Below are 18,856 nucleotides of genomic sequence, written 5' to 3' on the forward strand. Positions count from 1 at the left end.
TTGTCCCTTCATCGTAACATGAAGGCCAGAAGGAGTGATTTGCATGAGTCAACCGATATTGCAGGTGACGGGGTTGGAGAAGCGCTTCAACGATTTCCAGGCGCTGCAGGACATTTCGTTCGAGATTTTTCCGGGAGAGATCGTATGCTTTCTCGGGCCGAACGGGGCGGGGAAAAGCACGACCATCAACATATTGGCTGCGTTATTGCGATATGACGGCGGAGAAATCCGGTTCCAGGGGGAGCGGGTGGAGAAGCATCCAGTCCGGTTGAAGGAGAGCCTCGGCATCGTCCCGCAAGATATTGCGATATACGAGAATATTCCGGCGGAGGCCAATGTGAGATTTTTCGCCTCCTTGTACGGTCTGCGCGGCGAGGCGCTCCAGCGGGCGGCCGAGGAAGCGCTCGACTTCGTCGGGCTGTCCGGGCGGAAGCGGGAGAAGCCGCAGACGTTCTCCGGCGGCATGAAGCGCCGGTTGAATATCGCCTGCGCGATTGCGCACAAGCCCCGCCTCATCATTATGGATGAGCCGACTGTAGGCATCGATCCGCAGTCGCGCAATCATATTTTGGAATCGATCAAGGCGCTGCGCGACGAGGGGGCCAGTATCATTTATACGACGCATTATATGGAAGAAGTCGAAGAGATTGCGTCCCGCATTATTATCATCGATCACGGCCGCATTATCGCGATTGGCACGAAGGACGAATTGAAGGAGCAGCTGGAGGAAGAGAAGCTCTACAATGTCGAAGTAGAGGACGCCAGTGCAGCCAATCCGGATGAGTTGTACCGGATCGATGGCGTGAAAAAGGTGTACGTGGACCATAACCGCATCCGGATTACGACCTTAAAAGGAATCGAGAACCTCGATAAAATCATTGCGCTCCTGATGAGCCAGGGAATGAAAATTATCAATATGACGAGCGCGGCCGCCAGCCTGGAAATGGTCTTCCTCAAGCTGACCGGCCGGACGTTGCGAGATTGAGGAGGCCGGAGATGCCGTCAACTCTGTACAGATTCTACGCCATCCTGAGGCGCGATATCGTTAATCTGGTGCTTAATCCGGTGCTCCTCTTGTCGAATTCGGTATTCCCGCTGCTGCTGATGCTCATCCTCGGTTATTTGACCCGCAGCATCTATGGCGGCGGCGAAGTCTCTTCCTACGATTATTACGGGGTGACCATTCTCATATTTATGTCGCTGAACGTGTCGATGATCGCCTCGAACAGCTTCATGGAGAAGAGCTTGAAGCAGAGCAACCTGCGAATTCTGCACGCGCCTGTAAGGACTTCCTATCTGTATCTCTCAAAAATAGCAGCGACCTTCTTCTTCTCGACGCTGAGCACACTGCTGCTGCTTGCCCTGGCCCATTGGCTGCTCGATGTTCACTATGGCGGGAGCGGCTGGATCGTGGTCGCGCTGATTCTCATCGGCTTCAATCTATTCTCCGCCGCGCTCGGCGTGCTGATGTGCTGCCTGTGCCGAAGCGAGGAGACCAGCAACAAAATTTTGAGCTTCGTCAATAACCTGCTCGCTCTGATCGGAGGCCTGTTCTTCCAGTGGGACGGCCTGGGCCGCACCGCGGAGGTTCTATCCTATCTCTCGCCGGTGAAATGGGTGGCGGAAGCGGTCTTCCGCGTCATCTACGATCAGGATGCGGGGATGGCACTGCCGCTGCTGGGCGGCTTCGCCGTCGGTTCGCTCGTGCTGCTGTGGGGCTGCAGCAGGATATTTCATGCGGAGGACTATGTATGAGAGAAATGGCATATGTTTTGCACCATAATTGGTTGAGACTGATGAGCCGCAAGGCGATTATGGCGATTACGTCGTTCATGACGATCGCGGCGGTGGCTGCTGCTTTGCTATTGACATCGGCGAACGATTCGAGAGGCAGTCTCGCCCTTGTATCCGCCGCTTCCGAATCGGAGGGATCTTCCATATCCGGTTTGCACGATTTCGAGGTGAAGCGGCTCGCGGAAGCGCCGCGCAGATCCGAGCTGATGCGCAACAAATTTGATGCCGTCATCATCGATGAAGGGGACGGGAGCTATACGATCGAGACGATGAAGAGCGAGGCGTATGCCACGATGGTGCGTCAAGCGCTGGAGCATCCGGATCAGCCGCTGCCGGAAGCGGAGAAGCGGGGCATCGGTACGAACGTTGCCGGCTTTCTCATGATGTTCGTGCTGCTGCAGGGCATGTTCTATATGAATTTCTTTGCGGAGGACAGGGTGCAGGGCACGCTGCGGCGAATGGCAGCCTCTCCGATGTCCGTCATGACCTATCTTGCGGCCCAGGTCCTGTTCTGCTTCCTGCTTATCAGTGTGCCGGCTTATCTGTGCATCGCGGGAGCAAGGCTCCTTCTGCATGCCGATATCGGCTTCACGCTGCTGCAATATGGCTGGCTTCTCGCCGTATTGTCCCTGCTGGCCGCGGCATTTGCGCTGTTCATTACGGTCTTCATCGACGACATCGACAATGCGGTTACAGCGGCCTCCAGCCTGATTCTTGTCACTTCGCTTCTGTCCGGCGGCTTCTACACGATAGAGCATGAAGGATGGATGAACGTGCTGACCTATTGGCTGCCGCAGCGGCACTTTATGGCTGCCGTGACCAGCTTGGAGCGAGGAGCTGCGTATGGAGACGCAATCTGGCCTGCGCTGTATGTGATCGGTCTGTCCTGCATCCTGTTCGCGGCCGGAGCCATGATCTGCCGAAGAAGATGCCAGGCAGGAAGATATTGATACGTGCAAGCGGCTCCCGCGTGGTATAGTAAGAGGAGCGGATTCCCAGATGCTGGGTTGCCGTCATCGGCATTAGACAATTAGATGGAGTAGAGGACATATGGATCACATCAGGTTGATATCCGCCAAGCTTATGGCGCCGGTTCCGCGCAAGCATTATATTCGGAGGGAGCGGCTGTTCAGCAAGCTGCGGCATGTGCAGGAATACAAGGTCGTTGTCGTGCAGGGAGCTGCCGGGAGCGGGAAGACGACGCTGCTCACCTCTTATATGAAGGAGGCGGGCCAGCGTCATTTCCGCTGGATTGCGCTGGACGAGGACAATAATGACCTGTACTCGTTCTGGTATTATGTGCTGGGGGCCTTGAAGGAGGATCTGGGCAGCAGCGCCGACGGCTTGTATCAAGTTTTCGAAGCGATCCCGCACAAGCATGATATGGAAACGATCTTGACGTTGATCGTGAATCAGCTTTATCAGATGGAAGCGCTGACGCTTGTCCTGGACGATGCACATGTCCTTGATAAGGAGGAGGTGCTTCGTTCTCTTGAATTTTTCATCAAGTATAGCCCGGAGCAGGTCCGGCTCGTGCTGCTGAGCCGCGAAGCGCCGAAGCTGTATTTGGGTGAATGGATGATGGACGGCAAGTATGCGGAAATCAATGAATCCGAACTGAAATTTTCAGATGAGGAGGCGGCTCAGTTTTTGCAGCAGACGTTGGCATTGGAGGTGGACCAAGATACGGCCGGCAGATTGAATGAGCAGACGGAAGGCTGGGCGGGAGGCCTGCAGCTTATCGCACTTGCGATGCCCCATAAGACGGAGATGCCATCCAGTCATAGCAGCGGACTCAATAAATATATGGTTACTTATTTGTCCAACGAGATTCTTCGCTCGCTGGATGGGGATGAGACGCGGTTCTTGCTGCATACTTCCATTCTGGGCTATTTCGATGAAGCGATCTGCAACGGGCTGCTTGAGATTAGGGATGCCAGGATGTTCATCGACCGCCTGCAGGACAAAAATCTGTTCCTGGTCACGATTGACGAGAACGCCGGTTTATACCGGTATCATCATTTATTCCGCGAGTTTTTACGATATCGGCTCTCCACGGAAGGCGAAGGGGCGATTCACGATTTGCATGTTAAGGCCGCGGCGATCTATGAGCAACGGGGCGACCAGGCTGAGAGCGTGAAGCATTATATCCAGGCCCGGCGGTATCCGGAAGCGATGGACGTGATCGCCCGCATGCCGCAGTCGATGCAAGGCTGGGTGCTGCTGAGGCAGATTCCGTTGGCTTGGTTGAGCGAAAACCGGGATTTGCTGTTCCAGCGGCTGTTCTATCATTTCTGCATCCAAGAGTTCGATCAATGCAGATTGCTGCTGGAAGCGCTGCAGCCGGAGCACGGCAGGGAAGGGGATGGCAGCATCCTGCAATTCACCCGCTTCTTCATGGACGAGGCCGGTCCCGGCTTGGACTTCGAGCCCTTGCCGCTGCAGGAGATGGATCCGATCGGATTCTCGGATGCGACAAGAGCGATTATTTATATAACGAGCTCCATGATGCTCGGTCTCCGGGATCAGTACGCGCAAGCGCTTGATTGTGTCGAGCAGGCGCTGGCCCTGGAGGAGCGCAACCCGAACCCGTATATCCGCTTCTTCGCCTTGACGTGCAAGAACCAACTGCTTGAAGCCATCGGTGAGTTCGCTGCCTGCGAGCGGTTGTATGCAACGTTGTTCCAACTGATCGAGGATTATCCTTATCTGTCGCCGGCGATGGCGACGAATTTGATTGGAATCGGCGGCATTTATATGAAAATGATGCGGCTCGATGACGCGGAACACTGGTTCGGGAAGGTGAAGCGCCAACTTACTGCCAGCTACCCTTCCATGGAAATGGGATATGCCTACAACCGGTTCGAATTGGCCTTGCTCCGCGGGGACGCGAGGGTGACGAAGGAGCGGATGAGAGAGATGTGGGAGGAGCCGGCATTCCGCGATCATCCCTACTACCATCTTTCGCTGTTGAGATACCAGTTGTCACTCGGTGAGCCGGATTCCGAGCTGCTGCAGCGCTTCCTGTCACGGGTGCAGGCAAGGGAAGCAAGCGGCTGGCTGCGCTATGACGAACGGCTGCTCTATGCCAGAGTACTGGCCGCCCGGGGAGAAGCGGAGGAAGCGCTGAAGCAGACCGATGATATTCTGATGCAGGTGCGCAAGCGCAAGCTTCCGTTGATCCTGGTCGATGCTCTGCTGCACAAGATCATGATTCTGCATCAAGAAGGCTCCCGGCGCAAGCCCGAAATATTGAATCTCATCCGGGAAGCCGTTCATTACAGCTATGCGAACGAGATTGCCTATCTCTACCTGTTGGCCGGAGAAGCTGCACAGCAGGCGCTTCTTGAGCTGCTGCAGGAGAAGGAACAGGACCTGCTTGCGAAGGAGAAGGCCTTCATCCAGCGCGTCAGCTCGTTCTGGAAGCGGGATTCCGGCGGAGGCGATGTGCTGAGCGAGCGCGAGCTCGAGGTGCTGCAAGCCGCGGCCTCGGGGCTGAGGAACAAGGAGATCGGGGAATTGCTTTGTATTTCGGTTGCCACGGTCAAAACTCATATGATCCATATCTATTCCAAGCTCCAAGCCTCCAACCGGGTGGAAGCGGTTGAGAAGGCGCGCCAGCTCGGCTTGTTGGATTGAACGGAGTGCCGGAAGGAGCGCGGGCATCGATACATAAGACGGCATCAGAGTATCGGCACGAAGGCTCGAAGAGGATGTAATCCGGAAGGAGGCCGGATTGTACAGGTTCGCCAGCATCATGATTTGTGGATATGGCAGCTGGAGACGGATGCCGGCCTGATGCGGATGACGATGCACAATCTGCATGAACATGTAGAGCTTCACGGGGCGAACCGTATTCTCTTGACGGATATGAACGGGAGACGCGCAGAGATTCGCGATCTTCAGGCGCTGGATGGCGCCAGCAAAAAATGGCTAAAGGAAGTGTTGCAGATGATTCAATATGCTCGCTGCACGGAAACGGTAATGGAGTTAACTTATGAAGCGTTCCGCATCGGATTTTCCGACTACATTGTACCGATGGAGATGAAGCAGGAAGACTTCATCAAGCGATTCTTCGGCCCGGAAGGGAATCAGCCGGAGCATTCCTTCATCGCACTGGACGACGACAAGCCGGTCGGGGTGATTCTCGGAGGAGTCAAGCTGTACGAAGGACGCCAGACGATGCGGTGCGGGACATTGGCCGTTCATCCTGATTACCGCGGCTGCGGCATCAGCAAGGAACTGTTCGCCCGGCATAAGGAGGAGGCGATCGCTTGCGGCTGCACCCAGCTATTCCTGGAAGTGATTGTCGGGAACGATCGTGCGATCCATTTTTACCGCAAGCTCGGTTACCGTAAAATATATGATCTGTCGTATTATCAGCTGAAGGCTCTGTCGGGATTGGCGGCGGCACATGTGGAGGGGCTGGAAGTAAGGAGCCTGTCGCATGAACAGTTTGAACAAGAGATTCAGGATTGGCTTCACTTTCATATCAATTGGCAGAACGATGCCGACTATATTCGGCTGTCGGAAAACAACTCCTTCGTCGGGGCCTTTCTGGACGAGAAGCTGGTAGGCGGAATCTGCGTGAACCAGAGCGGGAAAATCAGCTTCTTATACGTCGATCCGGCCTATCGCAGCCGAGGCATCGCGTCGGCGATGCTGGGGGAAGGAAGCCGGATGCTCAACCTGACCGGCTTATCAATCGGCTTTCCGAACAACCACGGGCTGGAAGGCTTCCTGCTAGGCAAAGGCTTCGAGAAGAACAAGTTTGAGCAATATGAAATGTATTTATTTCTGTAGGAAATGGGTCTGATCGACGAGGGCCGTCTCCCAATGCCACCAGCCTTTGGGGCTATTGACAACTTGCCTTGTTTGCGCGCGGCGTTCTTTTCCAAAAAAACAGCATAAAAGCCCGTGAATATCGCACCCTATAAGTTGTATAAGGTGATTCATGCCAAGCGGGCAGGGGAAGGCTCTCGGTATTCGCGGATTGGCCAGACTTCCGCCTGTCATTGGCTCGTAACCTACTTCATGCACAGGGTGGGGTGACGCATTCATGCGGACCAAGATGAGCCGGCTGCTTCTATTGCTCTGCGTCCTGGTTATTGTTCCCGGATGCCACAAGCCAGAACAGAAACCGAAGGAAGACCGGATACAACTGCAGTCCATGGAAGGAACCGGTTCCAAAAAGGTGATCTATTTGTTGATCGATTCCTTAATGTCGCAGGCTATCGATCGGGGCATCGAACGAAATGAGCTGCCAGCTTTCCAATTTCTTACCAAGCACGGGCAATACTATAAGAACATGGTCTCTTCCTTTCCGACGATGTCCGTGTCGATTGATAGCTCTCTGCTGACGGGAACGTATCCTGACGGACATCGAATCCCGGGGCTGACCTGGTATTCCGCGTCCGAGAAGACTGTCGTTAATTATGGGACGGGGCCGATGGAGGTGATGAAGCACGGCGTCAACCCGGTATTGACGGATGCCTTGCTGAACTTGAACGGCTCGCATCTGAATCCGCGAGTCCCGACCATCTATGAGGACTTGGCACGCCGAGGACAGACCGCCGGCTCGATTAACGGGCTGATCTACCGGGGAACGAAGAAGCACACCTTAACGATCCCGGCTTGGATTCAGAGGCCTGCCTCCTTGCCGCGGGAGATGGAGGTGACAGGACCTGATCTGTTGGCCCTTGGCGCCCTATTGAATCCGTTCGAAGATGTGGCCAATCTCCGCGATGGCATTACCGGGCGTATGGGATTCAATAATACGTATTCGGTCGAGGCTGCGAAATATTTGATACGCACCAATCAACTGCCGGATTTCTTGTTTGTTTATCTGCCGGATCTGGATCAGAAAATGCACAAGCATGGACCCGGAGAACGGAAGGGCGTCAAAGAAGCGGATCGCCATCTCCGCTCCTTGCTGGAGGAATTCGGCTCGATGGAAGACGCTTTGCGGCAAGCGGTCTTTGTCATTGCAGGGGATAGCGGCATGACGGCAATTTTGCCTGCCAGGGACAATCCGATCATCGAGCTGCCTTCTCTTCTTGGCGATTATCGCGTGCTGCGGCCGGGCGAACAGGTGTCCGATAAGACCGACTTGATTCTCGCGGTCAATGAGACGATGGCCTATATTTACACGAACGGCAAGGACAAGCCGCTGCGAACAATAGCCGAATCGTTGTCTTCTGATTCGCGCATCGACCTGATCGCGTGGAAGGAACACGGCTGGGTGCATGCGGTTCCCGGGAACATGCGGCAGGAGATCCGGTACCGTCCAGACGGGCCGTTTATCGATACGTATGGGCAGGCGTGGGCAATCGAAGGGGACGCCAAGGTGATGGACCTTACAATTGACTCCGCGGGGAAGACGATTCGCTACGGCCATTATCCTGACGGACTGCGGCGATTATCGGCGGCGCTGCACTCCCATGAGGGAGAGTTCCTCGTCGTAACCGCAAAGCCGGGCTATGAGCTGGCGGACAGAAGCTCCCCGACGCATAAAGGCGGCGGGGGGCATGGAGCGCTGCGAAGCGAGGAGTCGCTCGTACCGCTGCTTATTTGCGGAACCGATCGGAAGCCGGAACATTTGCGCATCATAGACCTCAAGCCATTTTTGCTCGAATTGCTCTCGCGTTAGGAACAAAATCCAAGAAAAATTTGCGCTCGGAATAGGCGGTTGATTGCGTATAATGGTTCCACTAAAGCTTCGGGACGGTATGGGCAATCGACGAAGGCCGAACCTATCCTTATCAGCCATAACGGATAACAATAGGAAGCAGCTCCCGATAATCATGGGAGCTGCTTCTTAGCTAGAACAACCCGCCTTCGCGATATAACCCCTGGAAGGCGTGGTACAGCATAAATGCCGCTTCCTGGCGCAGCAGCGGCTCCGTGGCCCGGACATCGATGCGGCCGTCTGCGCCCGGCGCGGTATCCGGGCCGAACAGTTGGCGGGCCGCGATGCTCTGCACCGCTTCCAGCGCCCAGGAATCGGCAGCCCCGGCAAGTGCCGCTTCGGAAGGCTTCGCTGGAGCGGCCTGGATGAGCGTCCGCCATAGGATGGCTGCCGCTTCCTGACGGCTGATCATGCGATCCGGCTCGAAGGCGCCGCCAGCCGTGCCCTTGATGAGTCCGCGCTCGGCCAATGTATTGATATGCCGCAGGTACGGGCTGTCTGCGGTATCCGTGAATGCGGCCGCGCTCCTGGACAGCGGCAGATCGAGCATGCCGATCAGCAGGCGGGCGAATTCACCCCGGGTTACGGCTTCCTCGGCACGAAGCGGATAAACCTCTTGCCCCTCCAGCACGCCCAACTTCTGCAGTTGTTCTATCGCATCCCGGTACGGCTGAGCGGCCGGGACGCCGGTTCCGGTGCCAGGGGGCTGATCCGGGGCCTTGATCGCCATGCTGTACGGATTCAGATACATCATGTATCCGATGGCTCCGTCTTCCTTCTCCTTGAATGCCATAGTTAGCCCATAGTCATCGATGAAGAGCAGGGGGGCGATCTGCCGCAATTCAACTTTGCCGCCGACGGTGTCCTCGACGAGCAGCTTGCCATCATCGGATGCGGCAATGCGGGTCAAGTTCATTCCTTTGCGCGCGTCGCGATAGAGGCCGGCGAACCGCTCCAGCTCCGTCCGGCTCGGCTTGAGAAATACCGGCTTGGCAGACTCTTCCGGGAAGAAGCGATTCATAAATGCCTGCATGAACTCCACCCGTAAATGAGAGTTTTTCGTATTATAGGCGATGAAGATGCCGACTTTCTCTTCCGGCAGCAACCACATCCACGAAGAGAATCCGTCCGTATCTCCCGCTTTCTCGATTACGTGCCGGCCGTTATGCAGCGGATGCAAAGCCGCTTCGAAGCCGTATGTCATATTAGGCTTCTTCGGATGGATGGCATAGTGGAAGCGGTGCATCTCTTCCGCCGCTGACCCAGATAGAATACGATGGCCATCGAGTTCGCCGCTGTTCAGATGGGCCATCATGAACCTGGTCATGTCACTTGAGGTCGAATGCATGCTTCCGTGCGGTGCGATGGTCGGCGTATAGGCGTACGGAGCAATTGCCGCCCCGGAAGAGTCATAGCCGGCGGCCATGGAGGAGCGGGTGTCCGCATCCATGACGAAGCCGGAATGCGTCATGCCCAATGGCTTGAAGATATGGTTCTCCATATATTGCTCGAACGGCATCCCCGAGACTTGTTCGACAATATAGCCTTGCAGCAGATTGGCAAAGTTATCGTATTTGAACATATCTCCCGGCTTCCGCACGACGGACGGCATACGCTCCCGAAGATATTGCTCCATCGATGTGGATTGGCCGAAATCGGTATGGATATCCTTCATATCCATATCTGTATAGTCGAAGCCGGTCGTATGGGTCAGCAAATGCTTGATCGTGACCGGTTCCTTGAATGGGTTACTCAGCTTCAACCCTTCGCCCAAGTATGCTTCGATGTTGTCATCCAGCCCGATCCGGCCCTGATCGGCAAGCTGCATGACCGCTGTGGCTGTAACCGATTTGCTGATAGAGGCAATCCGGACGACCGTATCCGCCGTCATCGGTATCCGTGTCTCCGCGTTCGCCATGCCATACCCTTTATTGAGCAGAACCTGATTGTCCTTCACAATGGCAACCACTGCGCCGGGAGCGCCGGACGAGCGGAAAGAACCGCTTGCAAAAAACTCATCTGCAAATGCCTCTACGCGCTTCAGATCGCCTGGACTGAATCGCGCCGCTTGCGCCTCCGTTCCGATGTGATCAGACCCCTTTGCCGCAGCGGACGGACCGAAAGCCATGACGGCGGCAAGCGCCAGCGCTAGAATGCGGGCGGCTGTCTTTTCTTGTTTCATTGTTTCTTTTCCCCTTTCTCTGAGCCTTATTCATCAAGCCTTGTTCGAGTATATCCGGTGACGTGGCGTCACTTTCAACCCCCAATATGGAAGCATGGAAAGTGAAGATTTCCGGATGCGGTCTGTCCGGGTACGGCAGGACACAGGGCGGCAGGGCAGATATGAGATTGGCCCTGTCCAATTGCGCCTCATCGGACACGGCCTTATAATTAACATGCGATGGGACAATTCTCCTGACCGCTTTTACATCGAACGCAAGAAAGGGTGATCGTATGTTTTTTCCATCGGCCATCATCTTCAGATCGCTCCATGCAACGTCTGCACGATAAACAGATGGCGATAGCTGCATGGAGATAGTGTTAAAATATCGCCGATATTCATTCTGACTGGCTATTCTGTTTTGACGGCAGACTTGCGATCCTTACGAATTTAAAATATTAAGGAGCGAGTTGGAATGAAAGAAATGGATCAACGGATTTCCGCTTATATTCAACATAATTTTATGGAGAAAGTCTCGTTCGTCGCGCGGGAGAGCGAAGGCATGGCCGTCCAGACCACGGAACAATATATGCTGGTCGATTGCGGCATGCCCGCGGATACGTTCAATATTGGCGTCCTGCGGGCAGGTGACGCCGGATCAGAGTGCGCTGTGCGGCAGATAACAGATTATTTTGCGGCGCGGGCCTTCCCGATGTCGCTATGGTGCTGGGAGCCTCTGGGCGCAAGCGCCCGGCAGGCGATCGAACATGCCGGGCTAAGTCTGGCCGAGGTCAATGAAGGCATGTATGCGTATGCGGAGGACCTGTCTCCGGAGGCGTACATGCCGGAGGGCTTTGTCGTGCAGCGGGTCGGGACTCCGGCGGAAGTACGGCGATTTGGAACGGTCTTGTCGTGTCTTTTCGGAGAGAGCAGCGAAGCCAAGCATGTCAGCCTGTACTATGAGCGGCTTGCCGAATCCCAGCTATGGACCCGGCCTGAGATGGCGTTATATATCGGAGTGTTGAACGATGGCACGCCTGTCACCGTCGGCTCGACCATCCGCAGCCGGGACAGTGTCGGCATCTACGATATCGCGACCTTGGACGAATACCGGAAGCGAGGCTTCGGCTCTGCTATGTTCCATCATATTTTGTCTGACATCTTGACCTGGCATGACGGGCTTATCGTCCTGCAGGCTTCCGAAGCGGGGGCAGGCCTGTACAAACGGGCAGGCTTCCGCCCGGTATGCGCCATTCGGGTCTTTGAGAACGGGGATGGAATCGAGTAGAGTGGAATAAACGTTGACATCGGCCCGTGAATGCGGGCATCAGGCGGCGCCCCTTCCTGTATCTGAGGATCAGGAAGGGGCGTTTTTTGCCGTGCCCTTCTTTTTCCTATTTGATTGAACCGATCGCGCTGCCAGATCGTACTAATACATAGATCCACACAAAGGAGGAATTTTGGAATGAAGAAAAGGCTCTCTTGGGTGCTGGCCGTAGCGCTTGCCCTGTCGATGATCGCGCCGTCAGCGGCGATGGCATCCCCGTCCGGCAGCAGCGCTGCTGAGGCAGCGGCTCAGGGCTTGGAGAAGATCGCGGCCGAGAAGGCGGCGCTGCTCACCGAATCGTACGGGACGATCAGCGTACAATATGCGCTGATTGACAACGGCAAGATCATGGTGTCCGGCCAGACCGGCATGAACGATATGGAAGGGAAGAAGCCGTTAACCAAGGATACGATGTATGGCATCGGATCGACGAGCAAAGTGTTCACGGCCGCTGCCGTCATGAAGCTGGCCGACGACGGGAAGATCGATCTCGATGCGCCCTTGGTCCGCTACATTACCGACTTCACGATGAAGGACGAACGGTACAAGCAGATAACTCCGCGCATGCTGCTGAACCATTCCTCCGGTCTTCAAGGCTCCAGTCTCGGCAGCTCCTTCCTGTTCGAGGACAATGACACCTATGCGCACGATACCTTGCTGAAGCAATTATCCGCCCAGAGCCTGAAAGCGGATCCGGGAGCGTTCTCGGTCTACTGCAACGACGGATTCACGCTAGCCGAGATTTTGGTAGAGAGAGTCAGCGGCATGGACTTTACCGCATTTATTCATAAATATTTTACCGAACCATTGCAGATGACCCATACGAAGACATCACAGGACGAATTGGAAGCAAGCAAGATGGCCGGGCTTTATTCCCCTGTCTACCAGGGACAGCTTCCGAATGAAACCATAAATGTCATCGGGACAGGGGGAATTTACTCCACGGCAGAAGATCTGGTGCGATTCTCGCAACTATTTACGGGCCAGGCGGACGGTATCCTCTCTGACAAGGCGCTACAGGCGATGGCACAGGAGGAATACAAGAATGGCCTGTGGCCGGGAGATGCGGATAATGTCTTCAACTACGGTCTCGGCTGGGACAGCGTGAAGCTGTTCCCGTTCAACGAATACGGAATGAAGGGCTTGGCCAAAGGCGGGGACACGATACTGTATCACGCTTCCCTCGTCGTGCTTCCGGAGCAGAAGATGGCGGCAGCGGTGCTGTCCTCCGGCGGTTCCAGCTCGACGAACGAGCTGCTGGCGAACGAATTGCTGCTGCAAGCATTGAAAGAGAAGGGCGTAATCAAAACGATAAAGCCGGAGAAATCCTTCGGCAAGACGGTGAAGGCGGAAATGCCCGCAGAGGTGGCGAAGCATGCAGGTTATTACGGCACCTTAGGCCAGCATATCCAGATTGAGATCAAAAAGGACGGAGAACTGTCTTTGCCGCTGACATTTATGATGGACAATTCGAAGGAAAAATATGTGTATACGGCGGATGGAAGCTTCGTCAATGAAAACGGAACGTCCAAGGTCAGCTTCGTAACCGAGAAGAATGGACGCACCTACTTGTGGATGAGCGAATATGTGACGATGCCGGGACTGGGGCAGCTTGCCATATCCCATTATGCGGCCGAGAAGCTGGAAGACAATGAACTGCCGAAGGAGACGGCCAAGGCATGGGCGAAGCGGGAAGGCATGACGTTCTATCCCGTGAACGAGAAGTATACTTCCCTCATGTATCTCATTATGCAGCCGACGGTACAGATTACCCGTACTGACGAGCTGCCGGGCTATCTGGGGGACAAAAAAATTACAGGTCCGAACACGGCGGCGAGCCAGCTTCAAATCCCGGGAATGGCAGGCCGGGATATGGCGGAAGCCCGCTTCTTTACGCAGGATGGCGTCGAATATATGGAAGGGGCTGGAAGATTACATGTGAGCGAGGCGAAAGTAAAGCCGCTCTACGCGGGCAAAGAATCCAAGCTCACGCTGCATGCCAACGGGCACGCCAAATGGTTCACGGTTCCGAAAGCGGCCGCAGGCAAGACGATGACCGTCGCGCTGCCGAAGAAGGGCGCGTTTGCGGTCTATGACGAGCAAGGCCTATGCGTGAATTTCACGGTCGTCAGCGGCAATAACGAAGTGACGCTGCCGGAGAACGGCACAATCGTGTTTGCTGGCGCTCCGGGCTCGGAATTCGGCATCGCCTTGAAATAACCGCACCTAAAAAACCAGTAAGACACAAGAAGATGTGTTTTACTGGTTTTTTCGCGTTTCCATTATTCGTCGTACCCATCTTCCTCTGCATATTCATCCAGCTCTGCGGTGATTTTCTCCTTCACACGGTCAAGGCATTCGTTCACGGAACGGGCCGTAACGCGCTTGCCATTGACGAGCGCATAAGGCTGCCGGGCGCACAGGCCGCACAGCGACAGACATTCCATACGCAGGACGGCAATGTCGGGATTTTCCGCTTCGAACGCTTCCAGAGCGTCGGAATTGATGCCGTTATTGGCGCAGATTTCCACGATGACGAAGCCCATATTGTTCATGATGTTCCCCCCCTGGCTGACCGGATTCCGCCTTCGGCCCCCTTGATCTTATAGACGCACTTCCTGTCTCCGCTAGCCAGGCACGATGTCCGTTCCACTTCCGCGCCGAGCAAGTCTGCGAACAGACCCAGCTCGCAAGCGCAGGCGTGATTATATTGGTTCGCAATCCGGGCAATCGGACAATTGTATTCGGTCAAGACGAACTCGCTTTCGCTTATTTTATCCCATTCGGCCATATAGCCGCTCTCATTCTGAATATCGGACAGCAGCGCGACCTTGTCGGCCAACTTCTTCCCGCGCAGGCCGGACTCGTATTGATCGTACAGGGAGCGCTGCCGGAGATCGAACAGGCGGTTCACTGCGGCTTCGCCGGAATCTTGAGCGAGTTCGGCCAGGAGCTCAAGGGCTGCGGCATGATATCTCTTCGGAAAATAATCATCGGCGCCTGGAGTTAAACGATAGACGGACATCGGACGTCCCATCGGCTGGCGGACGGTGCCGGATTCGATCAAATGATCGCGCTCCAGCGTATTCAGGTGCCGCCGCACAGCCATCAAGGTGATGCCCAGCCGCTCGCTCATCGCTTTGGCGCTTAGCTCGCCATCCGTCTTGAGCATTTGCATGATTTTCTCGCGCGTCGGTAGCGGAGCGTTATCCATCATGAGCCATCACCGCCTTGTTAACGGGCTGCTGCCGCGGAGGCCGAGTCATGCTGCCGGCATTCCTCCGAACAATACCCTTCGTGCTCGGCTTGGCACGCCTCGCAGCACAGATGCTGGCGATGGCAGGTATCATCCGTACAGTTGATATAATTTTCGCTCGGCTGGCCGCAGTGATAGCAGGTGCCCACGACGACGTTCTCGTCCGTATGGTTGATCGGAACCGAGATCCGTTCGTCGAACACATAACAGCTGCCATCGAACAGCCGGCCTTGCGTAACCGGGTCTTTGCCATATGTTACGATGCCGCCGTCCAATTGATATATATCCTCGAAGCCTTCCTTGCGCATGACGGCGGTCAGCATCTCGCACCGGATTCCCCCCGTGCAGTACGTAAGGACGGTCTTGTCTTTATGCTGCTCCATATTGTCCCGAAGCCAGTCGGGGAATTCCCGGAAGCTGTCCACGTCCGGTCGAATCGCGTTCCGGAAATGGCCCAGATCATACTCATAGCCGCTCCGCCCGTCCAGCACGATGACATCGTCACGCTGCAAATATTGCTGGAACTCGGCCGGACTGAGCCGGCCGCCGCCGTCGGTGTTCGGGTCAAGCTTCTGATCGTAGCGCAGCGTAACCAGTTCTTTTTTGTGACGGACGAACAGCTTTTTGAAGGCATGCCCGTTGTTGTTGTCGACCTTGAACAAGAGATCCTCGAACAGGGGATGGCCGTGCATATCCGCCATATACCGTTCGGTCTGTTCCACCGTTCCGGACAGCGTGCCGTTGATGCCTTCGTCGGCAATCAAAATACGCCCCTTGATGCCGAGATCCTTGCAATATTGCAGATGTTCGGCCGCAAAGGCTTCCGCGTCAGGGATCGCAACATATTTATAAAAAAGAAGCACTCGATAGTCTTTCATCGTGCGTACTCAATCCTTTCGTTATCAGAGTCGTCAACAAGAAGAGCGGAAGAGAGAGGAGGGGCCTCTACCTTCCGCCGCAGTTCCACTGCATAATACAGCTTACCAATGCTTGTCAATCACAATAGACTTATTCTAACGAACGATACATACATAGTCAACATAGAAGTTTATAATGTATCTATAAGTGAACCCGGATGTCACAGAGACGTCCGGGCGCTCTCGAATTGACAAATCCAATGAGTGTGTATCATAATTATTATACATTAATGTTGCAAAAGTATCAAAACCATGATATGGATGTCGAACCACGTCACGGTCGGCAGAAGAGAGGGAGTGTTCGGGAATGAAATTACTCGGTATATCAGGAACGATCGTTGGTTCTAAGACGGGGATCGCGGTGCAGAGCGTGCTGAATGCGGCGAAGCAATTCGATCCCGAGATCGAGACCGAATATCTCGATATGAAGGATTATCAGGTCCAGTTCTGCGACGGGAGAGATCCGTCAGCGTATACGGGGGATACGAGGACCGTCATCGATATCGTGTCTTCCGCGGATTGTTATATTATCGGGACGCCGATTTTCCAATCCTCGATCACGGGCGTGCTGAAAAATCTGTTCGACTTGGTTCCGACCACGGCTTTGTACAATAAAGTGATGGGATTTGTCGCCACGGGCGGCACGTACCAGCATTACCTCGTCGTCGAGAATCAGCTGAAGCCAATCGCCGGTTATTTGCGGGCGTTCGTCGCGCCAAGCTACGTCTATTTGCATGACGATCATTTCAACGCGGAGCGGCAGATAGCCGATCCGGATATTCGCGGCCGCCTGGACAGACTGGCCCGTGAAGTCGTATTCATGAACCAGAAGCTGAAAGGCTGAGCTTCGCTGCAGGGGAGCCATTGAGCGGTTGGTGACCCACTCCGGCATGGAAATCGTGTCTGCGGATTACCCAGACCTTCCTGTTGGAGCAGGAGCAGGATAAGAAGGCAGAGCGGCTCTCAAGGAACAATACGGCACGACGTGCGTACGGTTATTTGCGCGAGAAGTGCCTGGAGCATGCAATGAAGCTCGCCGCAAATATGAATCCTTCCGGACTGCTGCGTAGGTGATTGCCGCAAATGTTACCGTGCCGGTAGCGGCAGAAATATGGGTACTGTTATCGGAGTAGACGTCAAGACGATTAGGTCTTGGCTTTTTTTTCCTCCTTAGTAGTGCATGTCATATTTCTACCCTTTAATACCTTCTGCAAATACAAAAATGAAGATTTAAATCCGCCCGAGAAACATTATAATACGGCTACGTTTCAATTGAAGAAGATAAGGGGGATAAAAAGGAAAATTCTTACAACCACTCCATGTAATCCTTCGGGATGAATTTATACCATAAGTCCCCCCCCCAACCCTTCACAAATTGAAACTGACGAATTATTAACAATAACAAACCGTCCGTTGTTGTTTCTACTACAAAATCCCGAACTAACAAAAATAATATAGGCCAAGAGCTTTGCTACCTTTTGGATCTGACTAGAAAGGTAAAAATTAGTATAGTTAGGAAGATCAAACATATAAGCATTCAGACTCGGGATTGAGCATGTCTTCACCGCTAATGTAGATTGATAACTGAAGCTTGGCAAGGAGGTGGCATTGCGAAAAGAAAGAAATCAGGAGAAGGGGACCAAGGTGTCCTTCCGATTTCTCTGGACAAGTTACATAGTAAAGCAAGAAGGAGTGAGGCTTATGATGCCCCCGATTCGCACGTTGGTAGTTGATGATGAACGACATAGCCGTGACGAGTTAATCTATTTATTGAAGCAGCATTCAACTATAGAAATTGTAGGCGTGGCAGACAGTGGGGAACAAGCCGTCTTGCGGGCAATTCAATTGCAGCCGGATGTAATCTTTCTGGACGTTGCGATGCCAATTATGAGCGGGATTGAGGCAGCGAAGGCGATTGCCAACATGAAGGATGTTCCGCGGCTTGTCTTCGTGACCGCAAACAGACAGTTCGGAGCAGAAGCTTTTCGTCTGGAAGCGTTTGATTATTTATTGAAGCCGCTCGATAAAAAACATCTGGCGGACACCGTCAGGCGGCTGGAGAAATGGACTTGCCCGCCACACGCGCCGCCACCGCCAAAAATAGGAAGCAAGCTTGCGGTTGAGGTGGAACAGGAGATCATTTATATCAATCCGAAGGATATCATTTTTATCACGCATAAGAATGGCGTAACCCGAGTTGTCACGATAACGCGAGAATATCACATGAAGACTTCTTTAAAGGAACTGGAGAGTCGAATGCGCCATCATTCCTTCATGCGTATTCATAAGAGCCATATTGTGAATTTGCATTTTGCAAAGCGGCTTATTCCCTGGTTCAATGGCGCTTATCAACTTGAGCTGTCCGGGGCGGACGAATTTGTATCCGTAAGCCGCAATTACGTCAAGGCTTTCCGCCGGGCACTTGAATTGTAAGACCGGATCAGGCAGCCACAGAGGATGAAAGAGTGCACGTTAAGTGCCGGATCATACATCTTGACGGTCCATTTCGACATGATAAGTGCCAAATAAACACATAACAAACGCTTTCCTTTATAATGCTTTGCAGGGCATGGCCGGGGCTGGGTCAACCTACCCAGATTGCCACTACATAGGAGGGGAGTGCAATAGCTAGGGGAAACCGCTAATGATAGCTAAGAACTATCATTATATTACAAAAAAAATCAAAATACTATGAGAGGAGAGGGATAGACCA

The 18,856-nt window shown here is 54.1% G+C and carries 14 protein-coding genes; 10 read left to right on the plus strand and 4 right to left on the minus strand.

Annotated elements, in window-relative coordinates:
- Positions 1–43 precede the first annotated feature (43 nt).
- From FLT43_RS01080 to FLT43_RS01105, 6 genes are all read left to right on the plus strand, one after another.
- Entirely contained in the window at positions 44–985 is a 942-nt protein-coding gene (locus FLT43_RS01080; protein WP_087443735.1) for an ABC transporter ATP-binding protein, read from the plus strand.
- Positions 986–996: 11 nt separating this feature from the next.
- A complete protein-coding gene (locus FLT43_RS01085) occupies positions 997–1,755 on the plus strand; it encodes an ABC transporter permease (RefSeq protein ID WP_087443734.1) in 759 nt (252 codons plus the stop codon).
- Positions 1,752–2,744, plus strand: coding sequence for an ABC transporter permease (locus tag FLT43_RS01090; RefSeq protein ID WP_087443733.1), 993 nt, complete (start codon positions 1,752–1,754; stop codon positions 2,742–2,744). The genes FLT43_RS01085 and FLT43_RS01090 overlap by 4 nt, the downstream gene beginning before the upstream one ends.
- A gap of 100 nt (positions 2,745–2,844) precedes the next feature.
- The gene (locus FLT43_RS01095; RefSeq protein ID WP_087443732.1) at positions 2,845–5,433 is read left to right on the plus strand and encodes a winged helix-turn-helix domain-containing protein; all 2,589 of its coding nucleotides are present in this window, start codon (positions 2,845–2,847) and stop codon (positions 5,431–5,433) included.
- A 51-nt stretch (positions 5,434–5,484) separates the two neighbouring features.
- Entirely contained in the window at positions 5,485–6,597 is a 1,113-nt protein-coding gene (locus FLT43_RS01100) for a GNAT family N-acetyltransferase (RefSeq protein WP_255321568.1), read from the plus strand.
- 256 nt (positions 6,598–6,853) lie between these two features.
- On the plus strand, positions 6,854–8,443 hold the full coding sequence (locus FLT43_RS01105; protein WP_244194283.1) for an alkaline phosphatase family protein: 1,590 nt from the start codon (positions 6,854–6,856) through the stop codon (positions 8,441–8,443).
- Positions 8,444–8,615: 172 nt separating this feature from the next.
- Here the strand turns inward: FLT43_RS01105 and FLT43_RS01110 are convergent, their stop codons facing one another.
- Entirely contained in the window at positions 8,616–10,664 is a 2,049-nt protein-coding gene (locus tag FLT43_RS01110; RefSeq protein ID WP_087443730.1) for a serine hydrolase domain-containing protein, read from the minus strand.
- Positions 10,665–11,118: 454 nt separating this feature from the next.
- Between FLT43_RS01110 and FLT43_RS01115 the strand changes: the two genes are divergently transcribed.
- Both FLT43_RS01115 and FLT43_RS01120 read left to right on the plus strand, forming a co-directional pair.
- Positions 11,119–11,931: a GNAT family N-acetyltransferase gene (locus tag FLT43_RS01115; RefSeq protein ID WP_087443729.1), complete on the plus strand. Its 813-nt coding sequence runs from the start codon at positions 11,119–11,121 to the stop codon at positions 11,929–11,931.
- A gap of 177 nt (positions 11,932–12,108) precedes the next feature.
- A complete protein-coding gene (locus tag FLT43_RS01120) occupies positions 12,109–14,190 on the plus strand; it encodes a serine hydrolase domain-containing protein (RefSeq protein ID WP_087443728.1) in 2,082 nt (693 codons plus the stop codon).
- Between the two features lie 62 nt (positions 14,191–14,252).
- On the opposite strand, the gene FLT43_RS01125 is transcribed toward FLT43_RS01120, so the two are convergent.
- From FLT43_RS01125 to trhO, 3 genes are read right to left on the minus strand one after another with little or no spacing between them, the layout of a single operon-like run.
- Positions 14,253–14,525, minus strand: a complete 273-nt coding sequence (locus tag FLT43_RS01125) for a YuzB family protein (RefSeq protein WP_087443727.1) — start codon at positions 14,523–14,525, stop codon at positions 14,253–14,255.
- Positions 14,522–15,187: a helix-turn-helix transcriptional regulator gene (locus FLT43_RS01130; RefSeq protein WP_087443726.1), complete on the minus strand. Its 666-nt coding sequence runs from the start codon at positions 15,185–15,187 to the stop codon at positions 14,522–14,524. Before FLT43_RS01130 ends, FLT43_RS01125 begins: the two co-directional genes overlap by 4 nt.
- A 17-nt stretch (positions 15,188–15,204) precedes the next feature.
- A complete protein-coding gene (gene trhO / locus FLT43_RS01135; RefSeq protein WP_087443725.1) occupies positions 15,205–16,104 on the minus strand; it encodes an oxygen-dependent tRNA uridine(34) hydroxylase TrhO in 900 nt (299 codons plus the stop codon).
- 346 nt (positions 16,105–16,450) lie between these two features.
- On the opposite strand from trhO, the gene FLT43_RS01140 reads away from it, so the two are divergent.
- Both FLT43_RS01140 and FLT43_RS01145 read left to right on the plus strand, forming a co-directional pair.
- Positions 16,451–16,987, plus strand: coding sequence for an NADPH-dependent FMN reductase (locus tag FLT43_RS01140; protein ID WP_087443724.1), 537 nt, complete (start codon positions 16,451–16,453; stop codon positions 16,985–16,987).
- An 857-nt stretch (positions 16,988–17,844) separates the two neighbouring features.
- Entirely contained in the window at positions 17,845–18,576 is a 732-nt protein-coding gene (locus FLT43_RS01145; protein ID WP_087443723.1) for a LytR/AlgR family response regulator transcription factor, read from the plus strand.
- Positions 18,577–18,856 lie beyond the last annotated feature (280 nt).

The organism is Paenibacillus thiaminolyticus (assembly GCF_007066085.1).
In the GTDB taxonomy this organism is placed as follows: domain Bacteria; phylum Bacillota; class Bacilli; order Paenibacillales; family Paenibacillaceae; genus Paenibacillus_B; species Paenibacillus_B thiaminolyticus.

What these genes read in the sequence shown, in the direction of transcription:
- FLT43_RS01120 (WP_087443728.1), top strand. Translation starts at nt 12,109, where the DNA reads ATGAAGAAAAGGCTCTCTTGGGTGCTGGCCGTAGCGCTTGCCCTGTCG.
- trhO (WP_087443725.1), bottom strand. Translation starts at nt 16,104, where the DNA reads ATGAAAGACTATCGAGTGCTTCTTTTTTATAAATATGTTGCGATCCCT.
- FLT43_RS01130 (WP_087443726.1), bottom strand. Translation starts at nt 15,187, where the DNA reads ATGATGGATAACGCTCCGCTACCGACGCGCGAGAAAATCATGCAAATG.
- FLT43_RS01095 (WP_087443732.1), top strand. Translation starts at nt 2,845, where the DNA reads ATGGATCACATCAGGTTGATATCCGCCAAGCTTATGGCGCCGGTTCCG.
- FLT43_RS01105 (WP_244194283.1), top strand. Translation starts at nt 6,854, where the DNA reads ATGCGGACCAAGATGAGCCGGCTGCTTCTATTGCTCTGCGTCCTGGTT.
- FLT43_RS01090 (WP_087443733.1), top strand. Translation starts at nt 1,752, where the DNA reads ATGAGAGAAATGGCATATGTTTTGCACCATAATTGGTTGAGACTGATG.
- FLT43_RS01080 (WP_087443735.1), top strand. Translation starts at nt 44, where the DNA reads ATGAGTCAACCGATATTGCAGGTGACGGGGTTGGAGAAGCGCTTCAAC.
- FLT43_RS01110 (WP_087443730.1), bottom strand. Translation starts at nt 10,664, where the DNA reads ATGAAACAAGAAAAGACAGCCGCCCGCATTCTAGCGCTGGCGCTTGCC.
- FLT43_RS01125 (WP_087443727.1), bottom strand. Translation starts at nt 14,525, where the DNA reads ATGAACAATATGGGCTTCGTCATCGTGGAAATCTGCGCCAATAACGGC.
- FLT43_RS01115 (WP_087443729.1), top strand. Translation starts at nt 11,119, where the DNA reads ATGAAAGAAATGGATCAACGGATTTCCGCTTATATTCAACATAATTTT.
- FLT43_RS01140 (WP_087443724.1), top strand. Translation starts at nt 16,451, where the DNA reads ATGAAATTACTCGGTATATCAGGAACGATCGTTGGTTCTAAGACGGGG.
- FLT43_RS01085 (WP_087443734.1), top strand. Translation starts at nt 997, where the DNA reads ATGCCGTCAACTCTGTACAGATTCTACGCCATCCTGAGGCGCGATATC.
- FLT43_RS01145 (WP_087443723.1), top strand. Translation starts at nt 17,845, where the DNA reads ATGATGCCCCCGATTCGCACGTTGGTAGTTGATGATGAACGACATAGC.